Genomic DNA, 26279 nt, shown 5'->3' on the forward strand with positions numbered 1-26279 from the left:
GCCGGCTTTACTTCAACTCCAGCAGCCGCTCCAGATAGCTGCGCTCGATATCGGGGCTGAGCGCGTTGCCGAGCCGCTTGCGGATCGCGTCGAGGATCTGGCGGGCGCGCTGCACGTCGATCTCGTCCGGCACCTTCACCGAATCGCCGAAATCTGGACCCTCGGTGGCGCGTGGCCGGCCGAGCGGATCGCGGTCGGCATTCTGCTGGCGGCCGCCGCGCTGGCCGTCGCCCTCGTCGCCCTGCATGGCCTGCAATTGCTTCATCATGTCCTTGGCGCCCTTGCGCAACGCCTCCAGCGCGCGGCCCTGGTGACCGACCGCCTGATCGCCATCGCTGTCGCCAAGCGCCTGTTCGGCATCGCCCATGGATTTGCCGGCCTCGCCAAATCCCTCATTGGGCTCGAGCCCCATACCTTCGAGACCCTTTCTCAACTGGTCGAGCTCGCTTTGCAGTTTGCCCTGGCCTTCCTGCAACTGCTTCAGCGCGTCGGCGAATTCCTCCGGCGTCATCGGCTTCGGCCGGCCGAGCGGATCGCGGTCTTCGCCTGGGCCGGGCTGCTCGCCCTGTTCGCCCATTTGGCCCTGCTCGCCGTTCTCGCCGAGCTGCTCGTCTCGGTTCTGCCCACGCTGTTGCTGGCCGCGCTGCATCTGGTCCATGCGGAAGGTTTCGTTCATCATCTCCTGCTGGCGCCGCATGATCTCGCCGAGCTTGTCCATCTGCTGGCGCATTTCGCTGTTCTGCTGGCCGCCCTGCTGCTGACGTCCGGCCTGCAGGTTGTTCATCATGTCCTGCAGTTGCGAAAGCAATTGCTGCGCGCTGTCGCGATCGCCGGACTTCGCCAGATTCTCGATCTGGTCCATCATCCGTTCGATATCACTCTGGCGCAGCTCCTGGCCGTTCTGCTGCATCTGCGGAGCGTTCGGATTCTGCTGCGCACGCTGGGCGAATTCCTGCAGGAACTGGTTCATCGCCTCGCGCAGTTCCTTCATCGCCTTGTCGATTTCCTCGTCGCTGGCGCCGTTCTTGATCGCGTCCTGCAACGCCTGCTGCGCTTGGCGCAGCCGCCGCTCGGCATCCGAAAGATTGCCTTCCTCGATGCCGAGCGCGATCTCCCAGAGATAGGCGACCTCGTCGCGCAATTTGTCGTCGCTGTCGGCCATCTTCAGCCGGGTGCGGGCGCTCATGATGGCGAGGTAGTGCGCTATATTGTCGAACGTGTCTTCGGGCCTGAGCGTGATCGCATCCATCAGGTCGAGCACGCGGCTCTTGGCGTTGGCGTCGAGCGCCAGCGCGCGGCGCTGCTCGATCACGGCCCTGGCCAGCGGATTGGAGAATGGCCGCTCCGGCATCACCAGGGTCCTGGTTTCGCTGGTTGCCGTATGGCCGGCATCGTCGGTGGCGACAAGCCTGAGCTTGATGTCGCCGCCGGCCCAGACATGCTCGGTCAGGTCCTTCGTGGTCTTGGCGGCATTCCCCTTGACGCCGCGGCGCGGCAGCGTCAGCGGCATTTCGGGCGGGCCATAGAGCGGATGCGCATTCGGCGCCGGTGGGTCGGCCAATACGAAATCCGCCTTGGCGGAGGCCGCGCCATAGTCGTCGTCGATCTGGTAATTGAGCTCGAAGGAGCCGTTGACGGCGCGTTTCGGCTCGCCGACGAAGCGGATCTGCGGCGGCTTGTCCGGGATCACCGCGAAGGCCCAGCTGCCGAGTTCGTCGCCGCCCGAGTTCAGTGTCAGCGTGCCGTTGGCCGTCAGCTTGCCGGTGAACTGGCGCACCGTGGAGGGCGTTGCCGTGGAGGGCGTTGCCGCCGCCGGCTTGGCCGCGTCGGCCTGCTGACCGGCCGGCTCGATGGTGCGGGCGTTGCCGTCGGCGTCGGCATAGCTCAGCGTTTCCTCGCCCGAGCCGCCGGTGACGCGCAGCGAAACATCGCTGCCTTCCGGAACAGTGAAGGTGGATGGCGCCCGATTGGCATTGCTGGCGAGGGCCGGGTTGGCGAGGGCTGGGGAAGTGAGGAAGACCGGTGCCCTGCCGGTGTAGGCCGGCGGCGTCACCCAAGCGTCGATGCGCGGCGGCACGGCGTCGCGCGCCGCGTGGGCACTGAACCCGTCCGCGATGCGGCCGCCCGACGGTCCGAACGAGAAGGCGAAAGCGGTGACCAACACAAGCGCCGCCACGGCGCGCAGCCCCCACGGGTCGCGCTCCGGCACCCGGGTGCGTGGCAGGTCGCCACCGAGGTTGCCGAGTTTTTCGGCCATGCGTTTCTGGTGCTCGCGCCACAGCGCTTGCGAAAAAATGCTTTCCCTGCCGCTCGGCCGGTCCGTCTGCACCAGCACCGGGCTGTGCAGCAATAAGTTGGCCGCCTCGATTCGCCGATCGATCTCGGCATTGGACGGCACCCGGAAGAAACGCAGGGGATAGAGCGCGACAAGGGCTGCGATGGCGAACACAGCCACAAGACCGATACGCGCCATGTCGGGAAGCAGAAGGAAGAGGCCGAGCCACGAGACGCTGAGGAACAGGCTGGCGACGATGACGAGTGGAAGCAGCAACGGCCAGCCACGCTCGACCGTCATCGAGACCCGCGTTGCCAGCCGGCTCAGGGCAAGGCGCCCGGCCAGGCTGCGATCGCTGGTGAAGGTGGGTCGTTGCGTCATCGGCCCTTCCTGTTCGGGCGGGATAACCCGAACCTCACAAATCTATCGCACCGGCCCGAAAATCGGATGCGAAGGACTCAAAGTCTTAGATGCACGTCGCTCCAAACATACCAAGAAACACGGCGAAGGCGAGGCAGTTCCCTAAAACGTGAACAGGACTGCCCCCGCTATCGTCAGAATTTACCCGGATTGGCGTTTGCACCGCAGACCAGCACGGCGACACGCTCGCCCGCAGCCGGCGCGTAGCGGCCCGACAGGATCGCCGCGAAGGCCGCGGCGCCGCCCGGCTCGGAGATGATTCGCACCCGGTCCCAAAGCGCCGTCTGTGCGGCGATGATCTCGTCGTCGCTGACCAGTATGGAACGCTCGACGAAGGCCTCGGCGATCGGAAACATCATTTCGCCGACGCGCTTCGGCGCCAGCGAATCGGCGGCGATGCCCTCAGTCGGCGCATCGACAGGCCGGCCGGCCTCGAAGGCGCGATGAAGCGTCGGCGCGCCCTCCGGCTCGACGGCGATGATCCTGATGCGGCCGGCAAACCAGGCGGCGATGCCGCCGATCAGGCCGCCGCCGCCGACGGCGACCAGCAGCGTGTCGAGTTCAGGCAGGTCGGTCTCGATCTCAAGGCCGAGCGTGCCTTGCCCGATCAGCGTTTCCTCCTGGTTGAACGCATGGATCTGCAGCGCGCCGGACCTTTCGGCAAAGTCTTCGCTGGCGGCCAGCGCTTCGGCATAGCGTGCGCCACCGACGACCAGCTCGGCGCCATAGCCGCGGATGCGTTCCAGCTTGGCCGGCGGGCTGACTTCGGGAACGAAGATGGTCGCCTTGTGGCCGAGCCGCATGGCAGCGTAGGCGACCGCGGCACCATGATTGCCGCCCGATGCGGCGACGACGCCAGCCTTGGGAACCAGCCGCTCGAGAAGATTGGTGAAGGCGCCGCGCGCCTTGAACGAGCCGGAATGCTGCAGGCATTCGAGCTTCAGGTCGACGCCAAGAGGCGGACGGCCGAAATCGGCCATGTCGACGCGCAGCACCGGCGTGTGGCGCACGAAGGGCCGGATGCGCGGCTCCATTGCGGCGATGCGTTCGCGGGTGATGCTATTGCCGTTCAGCATGGTCTGCTCCCAAGGGTTGACATCACTTAGTAACTTAGCAAAATGGCTAAATGCAAGAGGTTGATGTCTTCAAGGCGATCGCCAACGAGCGCAGGCTGCAAATCCTCGATTGGCTGAAGGATCCGCGCGCGCATTTTCCGCCGCAGACCGATGGCGATCTGGTCGAGGACGGCGTCTGCGCGCTGCTGATTGCGGAAAAGCTTGGCATCACCCAGGCGACGCTCAGCGAGCATATGCGGGTGCTGACCCAGGCCGGCCTTCTGCGCAGCAAGCGTATCAAGCAGTGGACGTTCTATCGCCGCGACGAAGGCAGGATCGCCGAGACCAGGGCGCTCCTCCAGCACCGGCTGTAGCGCCGCAAACGATCTATTCTTGTTTGACCATGATCCTTTCCGAAAACCGGTTCTCACTTTTTCGGGATCATGGGTCTATTCAAGCCAATCGGGCAGCGAATCCAGGCCGATCAGCTCGTCATAGGTCTGGCGCCGGCGCACGACATGGAAACGGTCGCCGTCGACCAGCACTTCAGGCACCAGCGGCCTGGTGTTGTAGGTGCCGGCCTGCACCGCGCCATAGGCGCCGGCGGTGGCGACGGCGATCAGGTCGCCGGCCTTCAGCCGCGGCAGATCGCGGTCGAGGCCGAGATAATCGCCGGTCTCGCAGACTGGGCCGACCACGTCGACCGTCATGCGCGGCGCCGCGGCCGGCTGCTGCACCACCGGCTTGATGTCATGGAAGGCGTCATAGAGCGTCGGCCGGATCAGATCGTTCATCGCGGCGTCGACGACCAGGAAATTCTTGGCGTCGCCCTCCTTCATGAAGATCACCTGCGAGACCAGGATGCCGGCATTGCCTGATATCAGCCGGCCCGGCTCGAACATCACCTTCAGCCCGAGCTTGGCGACGTGCTTCTTGACAATCTGGGCATAAGCGTCCGGCAGGGGAGGCGGGCTGTTGTCGACGCGGTAGGGAATGCCGAGGCCGCCGCCGAGGTCGATATGCTCGATGGCGTGCCCGTCGGCGCGCAGCACGCCGACCAGCTCCACCAGCAGCGCAAAAGCGTCGTCGAAGGGCTGCAACTCGGTGATCTGGCTGCCGATATGAGTGTCGATGCCGGTGACCTTGATGCCAGGCAGCTCAGCTGCGCGGGCATAGACCTTTCGCGCCTTCTGCCAGGGAATGCCGAACTTGTTCTCGGCCCTGCCGGTGGAGATCTTCTTGTGGGTCCTGGCATCGACATCCGGATTGATGCGCAGCGAGATCGGCGCCACCTTGCCCAACGCCGCGGCTTGGGCCGACAGCAATTCCAGTTCAGGCTCGGATTCGACGTTGAAGCACAAAATGCCGGCCGAGAGTGCAAGATCCATTTCGCGCGCGGTCTTGCCGACGCCGGAAAACAGAATCTTGTTGGCCGGAATGCCGGCGGCCAGCGCGCGGCGCAGTTCGCCTTCCGAGACCACGTCGGCGCCGGCACCGAGTTTTGCCAGGATTTTTAGCACAGCCTGGTTGGAATTCGCCTTCATGGCATAGCAGACCAGCGCGTCGAGCCCGGCAAAGGCCTGCGCAAACACGCGGAAATGCCTGGTCAGCGTCGCCGTCGAATAGCAATAGAACGGCGTGCCGATGCTTGCGGCGATCTCTGATATCGCCACGTCCTCGGCATGCAGCACGCCGTCGCGGTAGTCGAAATGGTTCACGAGAGTGGTTCCGGAAGTTGGAGCACGACGAGATCGGCCGATCTCATCGGCTCTAGATCAACGGATCGAGAATGAACTTTTTGTCCTCGACCGGTTTTTCCGGCTCCGGCGGCACGGGCTGCTCTGCCTTTTGGGCATCCTTGCGCGCCTGCACGGCCGCCTCATAGGGCGTATCGAGCCCGGCTTTCCTACCGCAGGCCGTTACGGTTGCCAGCGCCGCCAGCAGCGTCAGCGTCACCAAAATCCTGCTTGCGGTCATCGATCCATCCGTCCGAAACTTTTGCCCGCCGCTTTTTAGCCGAGTTTTTCCGGCATTGCACCCCGGCATCACGCCCTGGCAATGCGCTTTTTCCAGTAGCGGATCTGCTTCCTCACTTCCGATGGCGCGGTGCCGCCGAAGCTCGTGCGGCTCTTCACCGAGTTTTGCACGGCAAGCACCGAAAACACGTCCGTCGTGATGCCGGGGTGAATGGACTGCAAGTCTTCCAGTGGCAGCCTGTCGAGCCCGATCTTCCTCTCTTCGGCCAGCGCCACGGCGCGGCCGGTGACGTGGTGCGCCTCGCGGAACGGCAGACCGAGGCTACGCACCAGCCAGTCGGCAAGATCGGTCGCGGTCGCATAGCCTGACCCGGCGGCCTTCTTCATGGCGGCGGCATTCACCGTCATGTCGCGCACCATGCCGGTCATCGCAGCCAGCATCAGGTCGAGCGTCTCAGCGACGTCGAACACGGATTCCTTGTCTTCCTGCATGTCCTTGCCGTAGGTCAGCGGCATGCCCTTCATGACAGTCAGCAGGCCGACCAGATGGCCGGTGACGCGGCCGGTCTTGCCGCGCACCAGCTCGGCGGCGTCGGGGTTCTTCTTCTGCGGCATGATCGAGGAGCCGGTGGAGAATGAGTCCGACAGCCTGACGAAGCCGAATTGCGGCGTCGACCAGATGATGATTTCTTCGGCCAGCCGCGACAGATGCGTCGCGCAGATCGCCGCCAGCCCCAAAAACTCGAGCGCGAAATCGCGGTCCGAAACGCTGTCGAGGGAATTGCGCATCGGCTCACGGAAGCCGAGTGCCCTGGCCGTCTGGTGCCGGTCGATCGGAAAGCTGGTGCCGGCAAGCGCGGCCGCACCGAGCGGGCTTTCGTCCATCCGTTCGATAGCGTCGCGAACACGCGACAGGTCGCGCGAGAACATCTCGACATAGGCCATGCAGTGATGGCCGAAGGTTACCGGCTGCGCCGCCTGCATGTGGGTGAAGCCCGGCATCACCGTTGCCGCATGCTCCTCGGCCCGCTCCAGGAACGCCGTGATCAGGCCCTTCAGCGCCTCGGCGACGCGAAAGCACTCGTCCTTGACCCATAGCCTGAGATCGACCGCCACCTGGTCGTTGCGCGAACGGGCGGTATGCAGGCGGCCGGCAGCCGGGCCGATCAGCTCGGCAAGGCGGGCCTCGACATTCATGTGGATGTCTTCCAGCCTGGTCGAGAACTCGAACGTGCCGGCTTCGATCTCTGCCAGGATCGTGTTCAGCCCGTGAGCGATTTTTTCTTGGTCGGCCGCCGAAATAATGCCGGTTTGCGCCAGCATCTCGCTGTGGGCGATCGAGCCTCTGATGTCCTGCGCGTAGAGTTTGCGGTCGAACGAGATCGACGCGTTGATCGCTTCCATGATCGCGGCCGGACCCGAGGCAAAACGTCCGCCCCACATCTGGTTGCTGGCCTTCTTGTCGCTCATCGCTATAACCCGTGCTCCGGAGCAGTTTTAAAAAATGGCAGACGGCAATCGATTTTTCCCGGCCCCGCGCCTCATCCTCGCCGCTTTGGTGGCAGGCGTGCTGGCCGGCGCGGTCGCGGTATATGTCAGCGAAAGCGGTTCTGGCAACAACGCCCCCGCTCAAGTCGCGGCTGGCGACAGCAAGGACGATGTCGCCTGCGCCGCCAAGGCCGACCGCGCCAAGACGGTCGCGGCGGCTGCCACCGGCCAGGTTGCAGCACTTTTGCCGGCCGATCCGCCGCAATCGCTGAAGGGCCTTGCCTTCAACAGCCCCGACGGCAAGCCGATGACGCTCGCCGACCATGCCGGCAAGACGGTGCTGCTCAATCTGTGGGCGACATGGTGCGCGCCCTGCCGCGCCGAAATGCCGGCGCTCGACGCGCTGCAGAACGAAATGGGCAGCGATGCCTTCGAGGTCGTCGCGGTCAATGTCGATGCGGGCGACGACAGCAAGCCGAAGAAGTTCCTCGAGGAGACCGGCGTCAAGGCGCTCGGCTACTACCGCGATTCGACGATGGCGCTGTTCAACGATCTCAAGACACGCGGCCTGGCGCTCGGCCTGCCGGTCACCATGCTGATCGACGGTGAAGGCTGCCTGATTGCCCACATGAACGGCCCGGCCGAATGGTCGAGCCGCGATGCCAAGCGGCTGGTCGAGACGGCGCTCGGCAAGTCGGACTAATTCATGTCGCGCAAAGTGCGACGCGCTTTTAGGCGCCGGCGATTATTGCCGGTTTGTTCGTAAGCCGGCTTGGCAATTCCTTTCCACCGGCTCCTATTCGGAAGCGTGCGCTACTTTAAGTGGAAATCAAGTTCATCGGTCCGCAACAAAACCGTTGTCCAATTGTCACGGGCGGCACATATTGGCTTTGCGAGAGTGCCCCTTTCGCCAATGACAAACGGGAGATGAAACATGAAATTCTTCGGCTTCGCGGCCGGTGTCGCCGCCACCTTGACCCTGCTTTCCACCACCTCCGCCTTCGCCGTCACGCAGATCAGCTGGTGGCACGCCATGACCGGCGCCAACGCCGAGGTCGTCGGCAAGATCTCCAAGGATTTCAACGCCAGCCAGAGCGACTATGAACTGGTTCCGGTGTTCAAGGGCACCTATCCGGAGACGCTGAATGCCGGCATCGCCGCTTTCCGCGCCGGCCAGGCGCCCGACATCCTCCAGGTGTTCGACGTCGGCACCGGCGTGATGATGGCGGCCGAGGGCGCGATCAAGCCGGTGGCCGAGGTGATGACCGGTGCCGGGATGACCTTCGACAAGAGCCAGTACCTGCCCGGTATCGTCGGCTATTATTCGAAGCCGGACGGCACCATGCTGTCCTTTCCCTACAACTCCTCCTCGCCGATCCTCTACTACAACAAGGATATCTTCCAGAAGGCCGGCCTCGACGTGAACAATCCGCCGAAGACCTGGAACGAGGTATGGGAAGCCGCCAAGAAGATCAAGACGAGCGGCGCCGCCCCTTGTGGCTATACCTCGACCTGGCTGACCTGGATCCATCTGGAGAATTTCGCGGCGTGGAATGATGTGTCGTGGGCGACCCAGCAGAACGGCCTGGCCGGCGGTGATGTCGAACTCAAGATCAACGCGCCGATTTTCGTCAACCACTTCCAGGCGCTCGCGGATCTCGCCAAGGACGGCACCTTCAAATATGGCGGGCGCACCTCCGAAGCCAAGCAGATCTTCCTCGCCGGCGAATGCGGCATCTTCACCGAATCGTCGGGCGGCCTCGGCGACATCGTCAAGTCCGGCATGAACTATGGCATCGGCCAGCTTCCCTACGACAGCGACGCCAAGGGCGCACCGCAGAACACCACGCCGGGCGGCGCCAGCCTGTGGGTGTTCGGCGCCAAGTCGGACGAGCAATACAAGGGCGTTGCGGCGTTCTTCGCCTACCTGTCCAAGACCGATGTGCAGGAATATCTGCACCAGAAGTCGGGATACCTGCCGGTGACGCTCGCTGCCTACGAGGCGACCAAGAAATCGGGCTTCTATGACAAGAACCCCGGCCGTGAGACACCCATCCTGCAAATGACGGGCAAGGCGCCGACCGACAACTCGAAGGGCGTGCGCCTGCCGAACCTGCCGCAGGTGCGCGATATCCAGAACGAGGAGTTCGAGAAGATGCTGGCCGGCCAGCAAACCGCTCAGCAGGCGCTCGACAACGCGGTCACGCGCGGCAACGCCGCAATCAAGGAAGCGCTGGAGAACTGACGAGTTTATCTCGGTTGGTGTCTGTTTGAATATCGCCCACGCGAAGCTCGCGTGGGCGTCTCCCGAGATAGCGAAGGAAATCAGCCTGTCTCCCCGCGTCGTCTTTCCCAACAAGATCCTGCCCTACCTGCTGGTGGCGCCACAACTCGCCATAACACTGGTTTTCTTCTACTGGCCGGCCGGTCAGGCGCTTTACCAGTCGATGCTCAGACAGGATCCGTTCGGGCTGAGGACCAGGTTCGTCTGGTTTGCCAATTTCCGCAAGGTGCTGGCCGATCCTGCCTACCTCAATTCGATCAAGGTCACCGTGGTGTTCTCGCTTGCGACCGCGATCGTCGCGATGTGCGTGGCCCTGCTGCTTGCGGTCATGGCCGAGAAGGCGGTGCGCGGCAAAGGCCTCTACCGCACGCTTTTGATATATGGCCCTATGCCGTGGCGCCGGCGATTGCCGGCATGCTGTGGCTGTTTCTGTTCAATCCTTCGATCGGCTCGTTAGCGTATCTGCTGAGAAGCCTCGGCATCGCATGGGATCCGCTGCTCAACGGAACCCACGCCATGATCCTGCTTGTGTCGGCGGCTGCCTGGAAGCAGATCAGCTACAATTTCCTGTTCTTCGTCGCCGGTCTGCAGGCAGTGCCGAAAACGCTGATCGAGGCGGCGGCCATGGACGGCGCCGGCGAGACCAAGCGCTTCTGGACCATCGTCTTCCCGCTGCTCGCGCCGACCACCTTTTTCCTGCTGGTCGTCAACACCGTCTACGCCCTGTTCGATACGTTCGGCATCGTTCATGCCGTCACCGGCGGCGGGCCGGGCAAGGCGACCGAGACGCTGGTCTACAAGGTCTACAATGACGGCTTCGTCAATCTGATCCTGGGCGACTCGGCGGCGCAGTCAGTCATCCTGATGGCGATCGTCATTGCGCTCACCGCCATCCAGTTCCGCTACGTCGAACGCAAAGTCCATTACGGTTGAGGGCAGCGATGATCGGCCAGTCCCCGCTCCGCACTTTCATCGCCCATGCCGTGCTGATCCTCGGCATATTGATCGTGGCTTTCCCGATCTACTACACGTTCGTTGCCTCGACACACACGCTGCAAACCATCCTCAGGCCGCCGCTGCCGCTCTTGCCCGGCGGCCAGCTGTGGAACAACTACAGCGAGGCGCTGTTCGGCGGCATTGGCCGCATCGGCGGTGTCAGCGTCGGCCAACTGCTCCTCAACACAACGATCATGGCGCTCGGTGTTGCGGTGGGAAAGATCTGCATCTCGATCTTGTCGGCCTATGCGATCGTTTTCTTCCGCTTTCCCCTGCGCATGACCTTCTTCTGGCTGATCTTCATCACCTTGATGCTTCCCGTCGAGGTGCGCATCCTGCCGACCTACAAGGTGATGGTCGATCTCGGCATGATCGACACCTATGCCGGCCTGATCATCCCGCTGATCGCCTCGGCCACCGCGACGCTGCTGTTCCGCCAGTTCTTCATGACCATACCGGGCGAATTGGTCGAGGCGGCGCGCGTCGACGGCGCCGGGCCATGGCGCTTCTTCTTCGATATCCTGTTGCCATTGTCGCGCACCAACATCGCGGCGCTGTTCGTGATCCTCTTCATCTACGGCTGGACGCAGTATCTTTGGCCGCTGCTGGTCACCAACAGCAACGACATGAACACCATCGTCATCGCGTTGAGAAAGATGGTTTCCTTCGCCGATGCCGATACCGAATGGCACCTGGTCATGGTCACGGCGATGCTGGCCATCGTGCCGCCGATCCTGGTGGTGGTGCTGATGCAACGCTGGTTCGTGCGCGGCCTGGTCGAATCCGAAAAGTGAGAAGCTGATGGCGACCGTCGATCTGAAGGACGTGAAGAAGGTCTATCCCAGCGGCGTCGAAGCCGTGAAGGGGGTCTCCATCGCCATTCCCGACAAGGAGCTTTGCGTGCTGGTCGGCCCCTCCGGTTGCGGCAAGTCCACGCTGCTGAGGATGATCGCCGGTTTGGAGACCATTTCCGCCGGTACGGTCGCCATCGACGGCAAGGTGGTCAACGCCATCGGCCCGACCGAGCGCGACATCGCCATGGTGTTCCAGAACTACGCGCTTTACCCGCATATGAAAGTCTATGACAACATGGCCTATGGCCTGCGCAATCGCGGCACGCCGAAGGACGAGATCGACAGCAGGGTGCGTTCGACCGCCAAGGTGCTGGAGCTTTCGGCGCTGCTCGACCGGCGGCCGCGCGAACTTTCCGGCGGCCAGCGCCAGCGTGTCGCCATGGGCCGCGCCATCGTGCGCAATCCGAAAGTCTTCCTGTTCGACGAGCCGCTCAGCAATCTCGATGCCAAATTGCGCGGGCAGATGCGGGTCGAGATCAAGAACTTGCAGCGCACGCTCGGCGTCACCTCGGTCTATGTCACTCACGACCAGCTCGAGGCGATGACGCTGGCCGACATCCTTGTTGTCATGAACGCCGGGCTGGTCGAGCAAACGGGCGCGCCGCTCGACATCTACGAAAAGCCGGCGTCGATCTTCGTCGCTTCCTTCATCGGCGCGCCGCCGATGAATCTTCTGGCGCTGACCGGAAGTTCCTCAGGCCCGATGCTGGCTGACGGAACCGCGATTGGCCTTGCGGCTCCCGGAACACAAGCCGTGACGCTGGGGTTTCGCCCTGAAGATGCCGACGTCACCTTCAATGCGGAGGCGCTGCCCGGTGCGCTCGTCCTGCCGGCGACAGTCGAAGCGGTCGAGCCGGTCGGTGCCGAAAGCTTTCTTCACTGCGCCGCAGCCGGCAGCCGTATCATCGTGCGCGTCTCAGGGCGCGCCACCGCAAAGCCCGGCGACCAGTTGCGTGTCGTGGCCATTGCCGAAAAGCTGCACTGGTTCGATCAGGCCGGCAAGCGGGTCGATTGAAGCCGGCCTGTCGGCCTGATCGGCGCGCTACCCGAGCGTTCAGGCAAACACATGCGCCTTGCCCGACACCGTCAGTCGGACGATCTCGCCAACCACCGGTGTGTCCATGCCTGGCTTGCGCAGGACCAGTGGCGTGTTGCCGATCGCGGCTGCGTCCGGCGGATCGGGACTGTTCAAGAGCCGCACCGCGATGGTGCACATCGAGCCGGCGAATTCGGACTCCGTGACTTCGCCGAACAGCATGTCCGGCGTGCCCGACATGCCTTCGCGCGATGTTCGTTTCAACAGCACCTGTTCCGGCCGCAGCATGATGCGGGCGAGATCGCGCCGCTCGGTGCTGTCGACGGCGATGCGGCCGAGCGGCGAGCTGGCGAAGCCGTCCGCGATCTTGGCCGGCAAGATGATGGCGTCGCCGAGGAATTCGGCGACCATCCGGTCCTTCGGCTTGAGATAAAGCTCGCGCGGCGTGCCGACCTGCGAGAATTTGCCGTCGCGCATCACCGCGACCTGGCTGGCAAAGGACAGCGCCTCGGCCTGGTCGTGCGTGACCAGGATCGTGGTGATGCCGGCGGCCTCCAGAAGCTCGGCCACAGCCTTGCGCATCGAGGCGCGCAGGCCGGTGTCGAGCGCCGAGAACGGTTCGTCGAGCAGCATCAGCCGCGGCTTCATGGCCATGGCGCGGGCCAGCGCCACACGCTGCTGCTGGCCGCCTGAGAGCTCGTGCGGCCGCCGTTTCAGGATCGCCTTGTCGAGCCCGACGATATAGGCGAGCTCGGCGATACGCTCGGTGCGCATGCTTTCGTGATGTCGCATGCCGAAACCGATATTGGCGGCGATGCTCAGATGCGGGAACAGGGCGCCGTCCTGCGCCACCACGCCGATGCCGCGCCGATATGCCGGCACGGCGGCGCCGCCATTGGCCAGCACCTCGCCGTCGAGCACGATGCGACCCTGGTCCGGCGCTTCGAAGCCGGCGATCAGCCGCAGCAAGGTCGTCTTGCCGCAGCCGGACGGCCCGACGATCGCCGTGCGGTTGCCGCTGGCCACGCTGAGGTCGACGCCGGCCAATGCGGCCACCGGGCCGTAGTGCTTGTGCACATCGGTGAGTTCGAGGAAGCTCATCGTCCGGCCATCCGCTTCGACTGGACGTAGAGCAGCCAGGTCAGCGGCAGCGACATCGCCACCATGATCAGCGCGTAGGGTGCGGCGGACGCATAGTCGATCTCGCCGCTGTGGGCCCAGAATGCCATCGCCAGCGTGCGGGTGCCGTTGGGCGCCAGCATCTGCGTGGCGGTCAATTCGTTCATGATGCCGAGCGCCACCAGCGCCATGCCCGCCGCGGCACCCGGCGCCGACAGGCGGATCGTCGTCGACCACAGCGCCCTGAGCGGTGACCGGCCGAGACTGGCGGCGGCGCGTTCGAGCTCGACCGGCGCCTGCGCGATCGACGCTCGCAGGCTGATCAGGGCGCGCGGCAAGAACATCAGCGCATAGGCAACGAGGATCGTGAACAGGGTCTGATAGAGCGGCAGCGCGATGCGCACCGTGATGGTGACCAGCGCCAGCGCCACGACGACGCCGGGCAGCGAGCCGACGATGTAGTTGCAGCCCTCCAGAAGGCGCTGCAGCGGCCCCGGCGCGCGGATCGAGATCCAGGCCATCGGCATGGCGGCGATAGTGGCGAGCAGGGCGCCGGCGAGCGCCAGGAACAGGGTCTGGCCGAGCGCCAGGCCGATCTCATCGAGGCGCCAGACATCGGCGCCGCCGGCCACAAGCCAGCGGCCGATGGTGACGAACGGCACGCCAAGCGCCAGCAGCGCGGTGACGACCGGCAGAGCCAGGCACGGGATGGTGGCGCGGCCGAGCCTTGTGCGTTGCTGCTGGCGCGCGGCGCCCGAGCCGACGCGGGCATAGCGCTCCTCGCCGCGCACCAGCACTTCGATCCCGAGCAGCACCAAACAGCATGTCACCAGCACCGCAGCCAGCATGTTGGCGGCGGGGCCGTTGAAGGTCGACTGGAACTGGTCGACGATCGCCGTGGTAAAGGTATCGAAGCGGATGAACACGTAGAGGCCGTATTCGGCCAGGAGATGCAGGCCGACCAGCAGTGAGCCGCCGCAGATGGCGAGCCTGAGCTGCGGCAGCACGACCCGCCGGAACACGCGCCATGGCCCGAGGCCGACGGCTGCCGCGGCATCTTCGAGAGCAGGATCGAGCCGGCGCAAGGCTGCCGCCACCGGCAGATAGAGGAACGGGAAATAGGCGACGACGGAAACCAGGACGCCGGCCCACAGCCCGTGCAGTCCCGGCACCAGGGTAATCCAGGCGTAGCTGTGGACGAAGGCCGGGATGGCGAGCGGCGCCACCGACAGCCAGGCCCACAGGCGTGCACCGGGAAGGCTGCTGCGTTCGGTCAGCCAGGCCAGCGCCACCGAGAGCACGATGCAGATCGGTACCGCCAGCACCACCAAAAGCAAGGTGTTGACCAGGAGCTCGCCGACGCGCGGCCGGAAGACCAGTGCCGATACCGTGTCCCAGCCGGTCTGCACGGCAATCCAGATGATGAAGGCGAGCGGCAGCAGCGAGAAAAGTGAGACCAGGATGGCGGCGAGCGAAATCCAGGATATCGGCCGCCGGCGCCTCCAATGCACAGCCACCATGCCGGTCGGCAAGCCTGAACGTGCAAGGTCGGCCGCAGGCAGCATCAGCTCAGACGCCGAGCCGTTGCCGCCCGGTGGCGGAAACGGTCGTAGAGCCGCAAACACGGCCAAAAATGCAGCTTGTCGTCATGGACGAATGCCACCTCGAAAAACAGAGCGCTCCTGCGGAAGCGAATTCCCGCAGGAGCGCAGTCGGCTGCCGTTTTAGGACGAACGCGAACTAAAGCAAGCCGGCTGCCGTCATCAGGTCGGTCACCTTCCTGGAGTTCAGCGTCGTCGCATCGACCTTCGGCGCATGCAGATCGGCCAGCGGCACCAGCGCCGGATTGGACTGCGCGCCCTTGCCGACCGCATATTCGAAGGAATTGCCGGTCTTCAGCACGTCCTGACCACCCTTGCCGGTCACCCATTTCAGGAAGGCCTGGGCTTCCTTCGGGTGCTTGCTGGAGGCCAGCACGCCCCCGCCGGAAACCGAGACGAACGCGCCCGGGTCCTGGTTCTTGAAATAGTGCAGCCCGACATTGCTGCTGTTCTCGCCGGTCTTGGCCTGGTCGCCGTAGTAATAATAGTGATAGATCACGCCGCCATCGACCTCGCCGGCATTGACCGCCTTCATCACCGTGCTGTTGCCTTTGTAGGCGGTGAAATTCTCCTTCATCGCCTTCAGCCAGTCGGCCGTTGCGGCCTCACCCCTAAGCTGCAAAAGCGCGCTGACGATCGCTTGGAAATCGGCGCCGGACGGCGAAGCGGCCCAGCGTCCCTTCCAGCTCGGATCGGCGAGTTCAAGCAGCGACTTGGGCAACTGCTCGGCGGTCAGTTTGGTCTTGTTGTAAGCAAAGACGGTGCTGCGCGCGGCGATGCCCACCCACTTGCCGCTGGCCGGCTGGTACTCCTTGGGAATCTGCGCCAGCGTGTCGGCGTCGACCGGCGCGAACAGGCCTGATGACTCGACCAGCACCATGGCGGGTGAGTTTTCCGTCAGGAACACGTCGGCCGGCGAGGCGGCGCCTTCGGCAACGATCTGGTTGGAAAAATCGCTGTCGCCGCCGTGGCGAACGGTGACCTTGATGCCGGTTTCCTTGGTGAAACCTTCCACCCAGGCATTGGTCAGGCTCTCATGCTGGGCATTGTAGACGACGATGCCGCTGTCCTGGGCCATAACCGGGCTGGCGACCAGGCTGATTGCAAGTGCTGTGGCTCCGGCAAGGACGGAAAGAGCATGTTTCATGGACGTCATCCCGCACGATCTCGATGGTCTTTGATTTAGCATGGCTGCACTATCAATTCCTGATCGGTGTAGTCAACATTGATGCGCTGCGCAATCGGCCGCCGGAGGTGAAACCTTCGCGATATTCCCATATTTTGGCTTGGACATTATTTCGCCGGCCACGTAACAAATCGGGCCGAGGCGCGAATACTGGGGAGTTAACTCTTGTGACCGGCAAGGACGAGGCCGAGCTTTCCCGGCTGATGCGGGCCGCGATCGCGGGAGATGAAAGGGCTTACGCCGACTTTCTGCGCCGGACGGCTGCCCTCGTTCGCGGCTTCATCAGGCGCAAGATCGTTCAGGGCGGGGTCGATCCCGAGGATGTCGTGCAGGAAACCTTGCTGGCCATTCATGTGAAGCGGCATACCTGGCGACAGGATTTACCTGTGCTGCCCTGGGTCTACGCCATCGCGCGCTTCAAGCTGATCGACGCCTTTCGACGGCGCGGCAGGCGCATCGAGATCGAGATCGACGAGATCGCCGAGACCTTCGCCGAACCGGAGGCCGAGACGGTCAGCGGGCGTGACATCACCCGGGCCCTGGATGGCCTGCCGCCGGCGCAGCGTTCGGTGGTTTCGTCGGTGTCGGTCGAAGGCCGTTCCATCGGCGAGACGGCAGTGAGGTTCGGCATCAGCGAGACGGCGGTGCGCGTGTCGCTGCATCGCGGTCTCGCCGCCATTGCCAAACGGTTCGGGGCCAAGCAATTCGGGCGGGCCAAACAGTTCAGGCGGGAATGACATGAGGACCGACGATCTCATCAAGGCGCTCGACGCCGATGTCCGCAGCACGGCGATGCCGCTTGGCTCGGCTTGGTGGATAGGCGCAGGTGCGGCTACGCTGATCGCGGCGGCGGTTTTCTGGCTGGCGATCGGTCCACGTACCGACATCGCCACCGCCATGTATACGACGCGTTTCGTTGCCAAGTTTGTGTTCACGATGGCTCTGGCGGTCAGCGCCTTCGCCTTGATCCGCGCCCTGTCGACACCCGGTGCAGCAACGAGCAGGGCGGCGGCGTGGATGATTGCTGCACCGCTGCTGGTGGCCGTAGCGGTGGGGCTGGAACTCCGTTTGGTGCCTGCGGCCGACTGGAGCAGGCGGCTGGTCGGCAGCAACATGGTTATCTGCCTGACCTTCATTCCGCTGATCGGCATCGGTCCGCTTGCCGTCTTCCTGGCGGTGCTGCGCTATGGCGCGCCGACGCGGCCGGTGCTTGCCGGAGCCGTGGCGGGCCTGCTCGCCGGCGGGCTGGCGGCAACTTTCTATGCCGCACACTGCTTCGACGATTCGCCGCTTTTCGTCGCCACCTGGTATACGATCGCGATTGCCATCCTCGCCGCGCTCGGCGCGCTCGGCGGGCGGCTAGTCGTGCGCTGGTAGCGACGGGTCGCGATGGGAGACCGAGATGCTCTAACGTCAAAACGCATTTCATTTCTGAGCGACCTGGTTCGACCCGTTGCGGAAGTTCGTTCGCCCGTGCCGAATTCACGCCCTGACCCTAGTCGGACATTCCCGGCTCAAATTTGCACCCGGAAGCGGACCTTCACCGAAACCAGCGGATTTGACCCACTGCCGACTACCGAGCGGTCAGATTGAGATGTCCAGAAACCAGCGGTTTCTGGACATTCCGATGGAACGCAAACTGCCAGATACCACAGCCTTAACGCTCCTCACTCGCCGTAGATGTCGAAGGTGAAGTATTTCTTTGAGATCTCGCCGTACCTGCCGTTTTCGCGGATGCCCTTGATGGCGGCGTTGACCTTTTCCCTGAGCGCGTCGTCTTCCTTCCGGAAGCCGAAGCCCGCTCCGAGCCCGAGCAACTCCGGATCGTCCGGGACGTTGCCCTTCACCTCACAGCAGGCCTTTCCGGGGTCCGAACCGAGAAACCCCTCCGCGGCTATCGCTTCGACCTGAACGGCGTCGACCCGCCCCGCCACGAGGTCCTGGAAAGCCTCGTCCTGCGTCTGGTAGCCCTTGATCTCGGCCACGGCCGTGGCGAAGTGCTTCCGCGCGTAGGCTTCGTGGGTGCTGGACACCTGGACGCCGAGGATCTTGCCCTTGAGGGTTTCCGCCGTCGCTCCGATGTCCGTCCCCTTGGCTGCCACCACGACAACTGGGCTCTTGTAGTAGCGGTCGGAGAAATCGATCGTTTTCATCCGCTCCTCGGTGATCGACATGGACGCGGCGATCATGTCGATCTTCCCGACCGTCAGGGCGAGGATGATGCCATCCCACGCGGTCGGAGTGAGAACGCAGTCGAGCCTAGCCTCCACGCAGAGCGCGTCGACGATCTCGAGTTCCCATCCGCCCCATTTGCCTGTCGCATCGGGTGAGAAAAAGGGCGGGTAAGGTTCCGGAGTGAAACCCACCCGGACGGTGTCGGCATGTGCCGCGCCGCCGAACGCGAGAACCAAGGCTAGAACTGCTGCCGCGCCGGTCTCCTTCATTTCCCTCTCCACTTGTTTTAGCGGATGCGAATACTCTCCCAGTCTGGTAGATTTTGCGAGAGTTTTTTTACCGTCTTTCCTTATGCGGTCATCGGGACCAGATTCATTTCTGCGGCTGACATCCGCCTCTCCTGCCAACCCAACCTCACTGGGACGTCGAACAGCCGTCCAGCCGCCAGGCGGCGGCGCAGCGGCCGCATGCCGGGCACGATGGCGCGGACGACGGGAACGCCGATCTCCGGCCGCGTAAGGTCTACGGCAAGGAACCGCAGGCCCGCCTCGCGGCATACTCTGATACATTCGGAGACAGTTGGCTCGCCCGCAGGACCGGCGGGCCGGAGACTTTTGCCCGATGGCAGGAGGTATGGCATCGAAGGGAACGACACGCGCCGGAGCCAGAAGCCGAACGCGTCCCCGTCATCCAGCGGTGCCACCCTTGTCCGCAAGGCGATCGAGAACTCGGCCTGCAGCATTTCGGTCAGCGCGGCAGCGGCGGCCCGGCCGACATCGAAGTGTGCGGCGGTGCCGACGGCGACAGCATCTCCTCCCGGTTCTGCTGAGACGGCCGCGCATACGGGGATTCCGAGGTCAGTCGTCAAATCCAGAAGGTGGAGGGTGCGGGCGCGCGCCTTGAGCACAGCCACAAGGTCCTCCGTTCCTCCAACGGCGCCGGGACTCAACGCCGGACGCGCGTGACCGCCGTACCACCAGATAGACACCGCGTCGCGCTCGACAAGCTCCAGGAAGGCGGAAACGGAAGCGCCCTCCATGGTGGCGCCTGCAGCGCACCCACTGCTGTCGGCAATCGCGAAGGCTTTTTCGTCTTCCTGTTCGAAGTATCCGATGTAGACGCACGCAGCAGGAACCAGCGCGCGGTCTGACCCGTCTGGCGACGTGGCTTCGACCCAGTCGACTGGCAGCGTTTCGTCGAACCTGGCAGGCAGCCAGTCGAAAGCGCCGTGCACGGCATTCCACTTGTCGCGGCTCCGGAGCTGAGCTTCGCTAGCCAGCACCAGAGAAGCCGGGTGGACTGCCTGGCCGTCAACCTCCCGCCAAGACGCGCGCAGGAGCGCCTCGCTGCCCCGGAAGCAGGCACTTGCCAGCTCGGCGGCTTCGCCAAGGCAGCTTGCGCGTGCCTGCTCATCGGTTAGCCCCCTTCCGGAAGCCATCCTGCCAGCCTCGGGCCACGCCGCCCAAGGGAGCCAGTCGACAGGACCACCCCGCGAAGGACGCGGCAGGGCGGCAGCCAGCCGGACCGCCTCGACGGGTCCGCTAAACATTGCCACCTCGAAGAGCCCGGCTACCCGGGATAAAGCTGACGGCCCCAAGGACATTGCACGACACCGAAATGCGGCTCCGCCGGCTAGCGCAACCGCCGCCCTCATGTTATGCACTATTAGAAATATCTTGTGGAGCAATTCATAAAACAACTCACAGACATAATGCCAGGTCGGACTGCTCCATTAAAATACTGCGACGGACAGCGCTCTGCTTGGAGATGATCGATGTCTTCGGGTCACGCGAGGGTGATGTATGCGCTGCTGATCGACGGAAAGGTGGAATACCGGTCCGTCGGCGACGATGGAATGAACCGCCCTCCCCTGTCGGACCTTACGGCTGACGAGGCCGCCTCAGTTCCCCTTTACGAGTATCGCTTCGGCATCCAGCCCGTGAAGAACCTGCCCGGCACGCGGGCGGTGGACGATCTCGCGGCTAGCATGGTCGACGCGCAGGGCGCAGCTACCGGCCGCGTTCCTGCCGGATACACCTACCTGGCGCAGTTTATCATCCATGACCTGACATGGCTGTCGCCCAACGGCGAAAAGGAACAAAACAAAGCCTCAGCCGCGCTGGACATGGACAGCGTCCTCGGCAACCGGTTCGCTGACCCGGAACCCGGCTGTCCCGGGTCGATGGACGTGCTGAGAGTGGGCCTGACGCTCGCCGGCTACGGCTCGAAGGAGCTGCCGCTTCCAGATGACGTGCCCCGAAAGGAAGGCAATTCCTTTCCCACAGGGTCTCCTCTCATCCCGGATACGAGGAACGAAGCATTCCTGCAGCTGGCTCAGATGCATGTCGCGTTCCTCAAGTTCTACAACGCGGTGGCCAGGAAGAACGGCTTCGGAGGCGGTAGCTTCGACGAAGACGCGGCCAAACGGGATTTCAGGCAGCACGTCCAGTCCGTCGTCCTGTACGACCTCCTCGAGAAGCTCATTGACCCCGTGGTCTATGGAGACGTGGTCATAGGGAACAGGAGGCGGATAATCCACCCCGATCGGGTCACCGACCGGAATCCGTTCGTGATCCCGATAGAGTTCGCTGCGGCCGCCGCGCGCTTCGGCCACACGATGGTCCGGGAGAGCTATGAATGGAATGCCACGCACCACGAAGGAAGGCCAGCCGACCTGATCACGCTGGTCACGCTCTCTCACCAGAACAGCTATCCCGGAGACGCGCGCCTGCTGCACCTGCCACGTGACTGGGTCATCGACTGGCAGCGATTCTTCGACTTCAGTCCGCTTCTCGGCGCGACAGCCCGCCCGCCAGTCGACGCCAACCTGATCAGCCCGAGGATCGCGCCGACGATGGGCAGCCTGCCCGAGCACCTCCGTGTCACGCCATCAGGCAAGAAGGTTCCGGACGACAGGGCGACCTTCAACATCGCCCGGGAAACGCTTCGCCGCCAGCTCGACTTCATGATGGCGAGCGCACAGACAGCGATCGAATGTATCAACTGCTGCATGCCGGAAGAGCTGCGCATTGAAAAGCTCACTCCGGACGAACTGGCCGGAGAGGAATCGCCCACTTCCACGGTCTTCGGCAGGCATCCGGAACTCGCCGGAATGACACCAATCTGGTTCTACGTCCTGAGGGAAGCGGAGCTCAATGGCAGGGGGGAGCGGCTGGGGCCGTTCGGCAGCAGGCTTGTCGCGGAAACCATTCACGCCGCGATCGAGGCTACCGGGAATGACTCGCTTACGGCAAATCCACGCTGGACCCCATGCCTGCCGTTTCGCGAAAAGAACTTCAAGATGACTGACCTGATCGCGTATGCCCTCGGCCTCGCCGTAGCGCCTGCCTGAACAGCTTTTTCTGCAAGCCAAGGAGGGGAATACATGCCTACCAACAGCCTGAAGATCGTCAACCCGGCGGACGGGAGCATCAATGAGGCAGGCTACATCGCCGTCGTCGACAACCTCATACTTGATCCGGACGGTCTGGACGACTTCGCGGGAGAAGACGACGACCCAAGGTTCACGAAAGCCAGAACGAGGAAGCTGCGCAAGCATGCGAACAGCGGAGGGGGCAAGCTCAGGCAGCAGGACGACCAGGACCAGCCGGAAGACGTTACCCCCAAGAACTGCCGGATTCGCGCCCAGCTCGACACCCGCAAGACAGGACGGAAAGGCTTCAGCAAGGTAACGGTCTCCCTTCCCGAAGAGGACCTGCAGGTCGGAGACCTCAACTACATTGACGACTACATCGACAAGTTCCTCATGATCAGGTCAGGATCAAATCTCCCGGGACAGACCTCGGACGCCGCGGCCAAGAACGCCCGCAAGTTCATGTTCGGCGTGATGATGCTGACGAAATGCCGTTGACGTCGGTCTGACAGCGGCATGACGGCGGAAGGGATCGGCGATGACTACTGAGCCCCCTTCCGCATTGAGGGCGATCCTCTTCGCGGACGCCGAGCAGTATTCCAGGCACGTGCATGCCCATGAGCAGGCGACGCTCGATTTCATGGAGCGTTGCTTCGCCATTCTCCACGACCTCGCTCCCGCGCATGGCGGCGAAAAGCTGAAGACGACGGGCGACGGCGCGATGGTCGAATTCACGTCGGCGACCGAGGCGGTGCTCTACGCACTTGCCGCCCAGGAACAGCTGGGTGAAACACCGTGGCGGCGACGTCTACGGCCACATCGTCAACGTCGCTTCGCGACTGGAACACCTGGCCGAGCCGGGCGGCATCTGCATTTCCCAGACCGTGTTCGAACAGGTCCGGCAGGCCGTGCCCGCTACGTACGGCAGCCTCGGACCGCGCAGCCTGAAGAACATCCCGCAGCCCGTCGTCGCCTACCGCGTCCACCCCAGCAACGGACCTCCCGCCCAAGGACAGGAGATCGCGCCAGCCGAGATTTCGGTGTCGCTGATCGAAAGGCTGTCGCTGTCCGACGCGGAAGGAAACGAGCTCACCCTGAAATCGATGAAGGCGCAAGCACTGGTCGGATATCTCGTGCTCAGTCAGCACAACAAGGAAGCGAAAGACCGCATCCTAGGTCTCCTATGGAGCAGTCAGGACCTCCAGCATGCCCAACAAGAATATCGGTCCGTCGTGCGGCAGGTCCAGCACGCTTTCCGGAAGGCGGGTTCGGAAGCCTTCCGTGCGAGTCCGAGCGACGTCCGCATGATCCTGTCTGCCCTGCAGGTGGACCTCCTGACGGTCAGCGAACAGCTGAGCGAGGGATTTGTCAGGCCGGAACTCCTCGAAGGCCGGGTCTCTCCGGACCAGATCATGACTGGCCTCGAACGGACCGACTTGGTCTTCGAATCATGGCTCAGGGTGACGCGTCATCGCTGGCGGGACCGCCTGATCGAACAGCTCGAGACCTGCCTCGGCCGCGTGTCGGGAGACAGCCTGTCGAGCAAGCACGCCGCCATTGCGCTCCTCGCCATCGACTCCACGCATGAGCCTGCCGCGCGGGCGCTCATGAGACTTTACGCGGCCGAAGGCAAGACAGCGGCAGCGATCCGCGTTTACCAGTCGCTGCGGGAGGTCCTGGCGAGAGACTTCAGCATCGAACCCTCCACTGAGACCCAAAAGACGATCCAACTGATACGGGCGGGCCGACCACCGCCGGCCGACAAGACTGCCGAAAAATCCGACGCGCCCGCGCTCGAGGGGCGACTTCCCGTCATCGTGGTACGCCCCTTCGTCCCGCCTGAAGGGAAAGACGGCAAAGAGCATCTGCTTGCGGGGTTTCGCGCGGAAGTGATTTCCTGCCTAGTTAAGTTCCGCGACTGGGTGATCGTCGAAGAGCAGAATGGACAGCGGCTGCCGGACGTGGGTCCCAACACTCAGATCGACTACCGGCTGGAGACCCGCATGCAGCCGTCGCCTTCGGAGGAGACCGTACGGCTTACCCTTGTGGACGCAGCGAACGAACGCGTCGTCTGGAGCGAACGGTATCCGCTCCAGCTGCAGGAGTGGGGAACCGTTTCCAGCGGGATCGCACGCAAGACGGCGGCCGTGCTCGACATCTACCTTTCCGCGGAACGAGCGGCCGGGCACCCAGGCAGGCGCGATGTCTCGCTCTCGGCGTACGACGACTGGCTGCGCGGAGAGAACCTGCTTACCCTCTGGCAGCCGGAAGCGGAACTCGAGGCCGAGCGTCTCTTCAAGTCGGTCATCCAGCAGATGCCGCGCTTCGCTCCCGCCTATTCCAGCCTCGCCAGCATCTACAACGTACGTCACCTGATCGTTGCGGGCTTCCGTCGCGACCTGGCGCTCGAAACCGAGGCGCTCAGGCTGGCGCAGAAAGCCGCCCAGATCGACCCGCTGGAGACCCGTGCACACCTGACGCTCGCATGGTCGTACCTGATGGCGGAGAGGTACGAGCAGGCGGACATCCACTACGATCTCGCCTTCGACCTGAATCCGAACAATCCAAAGACGCTGCTCTCGTGCGCGCACGGATTCGCTTTCATCGGTCACGCGGAGCGAGCCAGGGAACTGGCGCGTCTTGCGCTGAGCCTGACCCCATTCGTCACCCCTTACCAATGGGAGTACCTCACCGGGATCCGGTTCATCATCGGCGACTATTCGGGTGCCGTCGCAGCCGCAACCATGGGAGCCGACAGCATGCACGACACGCTCGTATGGAAAGCGGCGGCTCTGGCGCTCATAGGAGACGAGGAGGGAGCGCACCGCGCGGCCAACGACTTCCTTGCCGGGGCGCGGGCACAGTGGACAGGCGAACCTCCTGACGACCGCGAGATCGTCGATTGGATTATGCGCGGACCTCCGATCAAGGAAACTGAGACACGCCGGCGACTGGAGGACGGGCTGAAGCTGGCCGGCCTTCCAGTAAGCTAGCAAAACCAGGTGTCTAGAAACCATCGGCCGGCTACCAGATTATCGGACCGCATCCCGCGAGGCCGCAAGCGTTGCGGCGTCCGCCAGCGGTATCGTGACATGTAGGATAAGACAGCAATGTCTACTATCCGAGGGAAATCCGGCTGTTCGGGCTCGTGTCTTGGGACGACTGGTCATGGCGCAACCAAGCTGTTCGGCATCCGGCTCAAACGGCAACGTTCCAGCCATCGGGCTTCGGCGGTCGGCGAGCAAACGGGCAAGGATCGGCCTGATCCGGTCTTCGACCCGCGGCCACGAAGCTGTCGACGGAACAGCCGCATGGCCTTCACTTCACTCAGCGCGACCGCGTGCGATGTCCGTTGGCTCGTATCGCCGGTTAGCGCGTCGGAACGGGATGCTCGCCGCGATAGTCGTAGAAGCCGCGCCCGGTCTTGCGGCCGAGCCAGCCGGCCTCGACATATTTCACCAGCAGCGGGCAGGGGCGGTATTTCGAATCCGACAGGCCGTCATGCAGCACCTGCATGATCGACAGGCAGGTGTCGAGGCCGATGAAGTCGGCAAGCTGCAGCGGTCCCATCGGGTGGTTGGCGCCGAGCCGCATGGCGGTGTCGATCGCGTCGACCGAGCCGACCCCTTCATAGAGCGTGTAGATCGCCTCGTTGATCATCGGCAGCAGGATGCGGTTGACGATGAAGGCCGGAAAATCCTCCGAGACGGTGATCGTCTTCTCGAGATGGTTCACATAGGCCTTTGCCGCTTCGAAGGTCTGGTCCTCGGTGGCAATGCCGCGCACCAGTTCGACCAGCTTCATCACCGGAACCGGATTCATGAAATGGATGCCGATGAAACGCTCCGGCCTGTCGGTCTGCGCGGCGAGACGTGTGATCGAGATCGACGAGGTGTTCGTCGCCAGGATGGCTTCCGGATTGAGCTGCGGACAGAGCTGGGCGTAGATCTTGCGCTTGACCGTCTCGTCCTCGGTCGCTGCCTCGATCACCAGATCGGCACCGGCAAGGTCGGCCATGGTCGGTGCTGACGAAATGCGCGCCATCGCCTCGTTGCGCAGCTTTTCCTCGAGCTTGCCGGAGCCGACCTGGCGGGCCATGTTGCCGCTGATCGTGGCGATGCCCTTTTCGATGCGCTCGGGCGAGATGTCGTAAACCAGCACCTTGTAGCCCGCCAGCGCGGACACATGGGCGATGCCGCCGCCCATCTGGCCCGCCCCGATGATGCCGATCGTCTCGATCTTGTTCATTACACCGATCCCGTCAAATGGCCTTTGCGGCCTGCTTTTTGTGCGGTGCAAACTAAAAGGGCGGGGCGACTTCGTCTACCCCGCCCTTCACAATTTAATACGCTTTGGCAGAAGGCGTCAAAGCGCCTTTTGCAGTTCCGGCAGAATGACGAAAAGGTCGCCGACGAGGCCGTAGTCGGCGACCTGGAAGATC

General features: G+C 63.7%; 21 protein-coding genes and 1 pseudogene. 11 read left to right on the plus strand and 11 right to left on the minus strand.

Annotated features, from left to right (window positions below; genetic code table 11):
- Positions 1 to 7: 7 nt before the first annotated feature.
- The gene (locus AC0L2C_RS28315; protein ID WP_473524964.1) at positions 8 to 2656 is read right to left on the minus strand and encodes a TIGR02302 family protein; all 2649 of its coding nucleotides are present in this window, start codon (positions 2654 to 2656) and stop codon (positions 8 to 10) included.
- Positions 2657 to 2829: 173 nt separating this feature from the next.
- Complete coding sequence (locus AC0L2C_RS28320; RefSeq protein WP_128176070.1) at positions 2830 to 3771, minus strand: threonine/serine dehydratase; 942 nt, start codon at positions 3769 to 3771, stop codon at positions 2830 to 2832.
- Between the two features lie 50 nt (positions 3772 to 3821).
- Between AC0L2C_RS28320 and AC0L2C_RS28325 the strand changes: the two genes are divergently transcribed.
- The gene (locus AC0L2C_RS28325; protein ID WP_128176068.1) at positions 3822 to 4124 is read left to right on the plus strand and encodes an ArsR/SmtB family transcription factor; all 303 of its coding nucleotides are present in this window, start codon (positions 3822 to 3824) and stop codon (positions 4122 to 4124) included.
- Positions 4125 to 4199: 75 nt separating this feature from the next.
- Here AC0L2C_RS28325 and lysA read toward each other — a convergent pair whose 3' ends face one another.
- From lysA to argH, 3 genes are all read right to left on the minus strand, one after another.
- Complete coding sequence (lysA, locus tag AC0L2C_RS28330) at positions 4200 to 5468, minus strand: diaminopimelate decarboxylase (RefSeq protein ID WP_473524965.1); 1269 nt, start codon at positions 5466 to 5468, stop codon at positions 4200 to 4202.
- Positions 5469 to 5520: 52 nt separating this feature from the next.
- A complete protein-coding gene (locus AC0L2C_RS28335) occupies positions 5521 to 5727 on the minus strand; it encodes a hypothetical protein (RefSeq protein ID WP_023797221.1) in 207 nt (68 codons plus the stop codon).
- Between the two features lie 68 nt (positions 5728 to 5795).
- Complete coding sequence (gene argH / locus AC0L2C_RS28340; protein ID WP_287175589.1) at positions 5796 to 7196, minus strand: argininosuccinate lyase; 1401 nt, start codon at positions 7194 to 7196, stop codon at positions 5796 to 5798.
- Positions 7197 to 7230: 34 nt separating this feature from the next.
- Between argH and tlpA the strand changes: the two genes are divergently transcribed.
- The 5 genes and pseudogenes from tlpA to AC0L2C_RS28365 all read left to right on the plus strand — a co-directional run bounded on the left by tlpA (position 7231) and on the right by AC0L2C_RS28365 (position 12363).
- The gene (gene tlpA / locus AC0L2C_RS28345) at positions 7231 to 7917 is read left to right on the plus strand and encodes a thiol:disulfide interchange protein TlpA (RefSeq protein ID WP_473524966.1); all 687 of its coding nucleotides are present in this window, start codon (positions 7231 to 7233) and stop codon (positions 7915 to 7917) included.
- A gap of 231 nt (positions 7918 to 8148) precedes the next feature.
- Positions 8149 to 9459, plus strand: a complete 1311-nt coding sequence (gene ugpB / locus AC0L2C_RS28350) for a sn-glycerol-3-phosphate ABC transporter substrate-binding protein UgpB (protein ID WP_027153376.1) — start codon at positions 8149 to 8151, stop codon at positions 9457 to 9459.
- A gap of 85 nt (positions 9460 to 9544) precedes the next feature.
- A pseudogene (gene ugpA / locus AC0L2C_RS28355) lies at positions 9545 to 10431 on the plus strand (sn-glycerol-3-phosphate ABC transporter permease UgpA).
- Positions 10432 to 10439: 8 nt separating this feature from the next.
- Positions 10440 to 11288, plus strand: coding sequence for a sn-glycerol-3-phosphate ABC transporter permease UgpE (ugpE, locus tag AC0L2C_RS28360; RefSeq protein ID WP_023797226.1), 849 nt, complete (start codon positions 10440 to 10442; stop codon positions 11286 to 11288).
- A gap of 7 nt (positions 11289 to 11295) precedes the next feature.
- Positions 11296 to 12363, plus strand: coding sequence for a sn-glycerol-3-phosphate import ATP-binding protein UgpC (locus AC0L2C_RS28365; protein WP_473524967.1), 1068 nt, complete (start codon positions 11296 to 11298; stop codon positions 12361 to 12363).
- 39 nt (positions 12364 to 12402) lie between these two features.
- Here AC0L2C_RS28365 and AC0L2C_RS28370 read toward each other — a convergent pair whose 3' ends face one another.
- The 3 genes from AC0L2C_RS28370 to AC0L2C_RS28380 form a co-directional block, all read right to left on the minus strand.
- Positions 12403 to 13485 (minus strand): ABC transporter ATP-binding protein, encoded by a 1083-nt coding sequence (locus AC0L2C_RS28370; RefSeq protein ID WP_287066248.1) that lies wholly within the window; start codon positions 13483 to 13485, stop codon positions 12403 to 12405.
- Positions 13482 to 15068 (minus strand): ABC transporter permease, encoded by a 1587-nt coding sequence (locus AC0L2C_RS28375; RefSeq protein WP_473524968.1) that lies wholly within the window; start codon positions 15066 to 15068, stop codon positions 13482 to 13484. The genes AC0L2C_RS28370 and AC0L2C_RS28375 overlap by 4 nt, the downstream gene beginning before the upstream one ends.
- A 175-nt stretch (positions 15069 to 15243) precedes the next feature.
- Entirely contained in the window at positions 15244 to 16251 is a 1008-nt protein-coding gene (locus AC0L2C_RS28380) for an iron ABC transporter substrate-binding protein (RefSeq protein ID WP_473524969.1), read from the minus strand.
- Between the two features lie 206 nt (positions 16252 to 16457).
- Between AC0L2C_RS28380 and AC0L2C_RS28385 the strand changes: the two genes are divergently transcribed.
- Together AC0L2C_RS28385 and AC0L2C_RS28390 are read left to right on the plus strand one after the other, a co-directional pair.
- Complete coding sequence (locus AC0L2C_RS28385; protein ID WP_128181679.1) at positions 16458 to 17027, plus strand: sigma-70 family RNA polymerase sigma factor; 570 nt, start codon at positions 16458 to 16460, stop codon at positions 17025 to 17027.
- A 1-nt stretch (position 17028) separates the two neighbouring features.
- A complete protein-coding gene (locus tag AC0L2C_RS28390) occupies positions 17029 to 17667 on the plus strand; it encodes an NrsF family protein (RefSeq protein ID WP_473524970.1) in 639 nt (212 codons plus the stop codon).
- A gap of 290 nt (positions 17668 to 17957) precedes the next feature.
- On the opposite strand, the gene AC0L2C_RS28395 is transcribed toward AC0L2C_RS28390, so the two are convergent.
- On the minus strand, positions 17958 to 18734 hold the full coding sequence (locus AC0L2C_RS28395; RefSeq protein ID WP_287329135.1) for a transporter substrate-binding domain-containing protein: 777 nt from the start codon (positions 18732 to 18734) through the stop codon (positions 17958 to 17960).
- 80 nt (positions 18735 to 18814) lie between these two features.
- On the minus strand, positions 18815 to 20119 hold the full coding sequence (locus AC0L2C_RS28400; protein WP_473524974.1) for a YcaO-like family protein: 1305 nt from the start codon (positions 20117 to 20119) through the stop codon (positions 18815 to 18817).
- Between the two features lie 144 nt (positions 20120 to 20263).
- On the opposite strand from AC0L2C_RS28400, the gene AC0L2C_RS28405 reads away from it, so the two are divergent.
- The 3 genes from AC0L2C_RS28405 (at position 20264) to AC0L2C_RS28415 (ending at position 24831) form a co-directional block, all read left to right on the plus strand.
- Positions 20264 to 21817 carry a peroxidase family protein gene (locus tag AC0L2C_RS28405; RefSeq protein WP_473524971.1) on the plus strand — a complete coding sequence of 518 codons (1554 nt, stop codon included), beginning with the start codon at positions 20264 to 20266 and terminating at the stop codon, positions 21815 to 21817.
- A gap of 33 nt (positions 21818 to 21850) precedes the next feature.
- Positions 21851 to 22336 carry a hypothetical protein gene (locus AC0L2C_RS28410; protein WP_473524972.1) on the plus strand — a complete coding sequence of 162 codons (486 nt, stop codon included), beginning with the start codon at positions 21851 to 21853 and terminating at the stop codon, positions 22334 to 22336.
- A 287-nt stretch (positions 22337 to 22623) separates the two neighbouring features.
- Complete coding sequence (locus AC0L2C_RS28415; protein ID WP_473524973.1) at positions 22624 to 24831, plus strand: BTAD domain-containing putative transcriptional regulator; 2208 nt, start codon at positions 22624 to 22626, stop codon at positions 24829 to 24831.
- Positions 24832 to 25207: 376 nt separating this feature from the next.
- Here AC0L2C_RS28415 and AC0L2C_RS28420 read toward each other — a convergent pair whose 3' ends face one another.
- Positions 25208 to 26086: a 3-hydroxybutyryl-CoA dehydrogenase gene (locus AC0L2C_RS28420; protein ID WP_023797239.1), complete on the minus strand. Its 879-nt coding sequence runs from the start codon at positions 26084 to 26086 to the stop codon at positions 25208 to 25210.
- Positions 26087 to 26279 lie beyond the last annotated feature (193 nt).

It is taken from the genome of Mesorhizobium sp. WSM4845 (assembly GCF_055811455.1).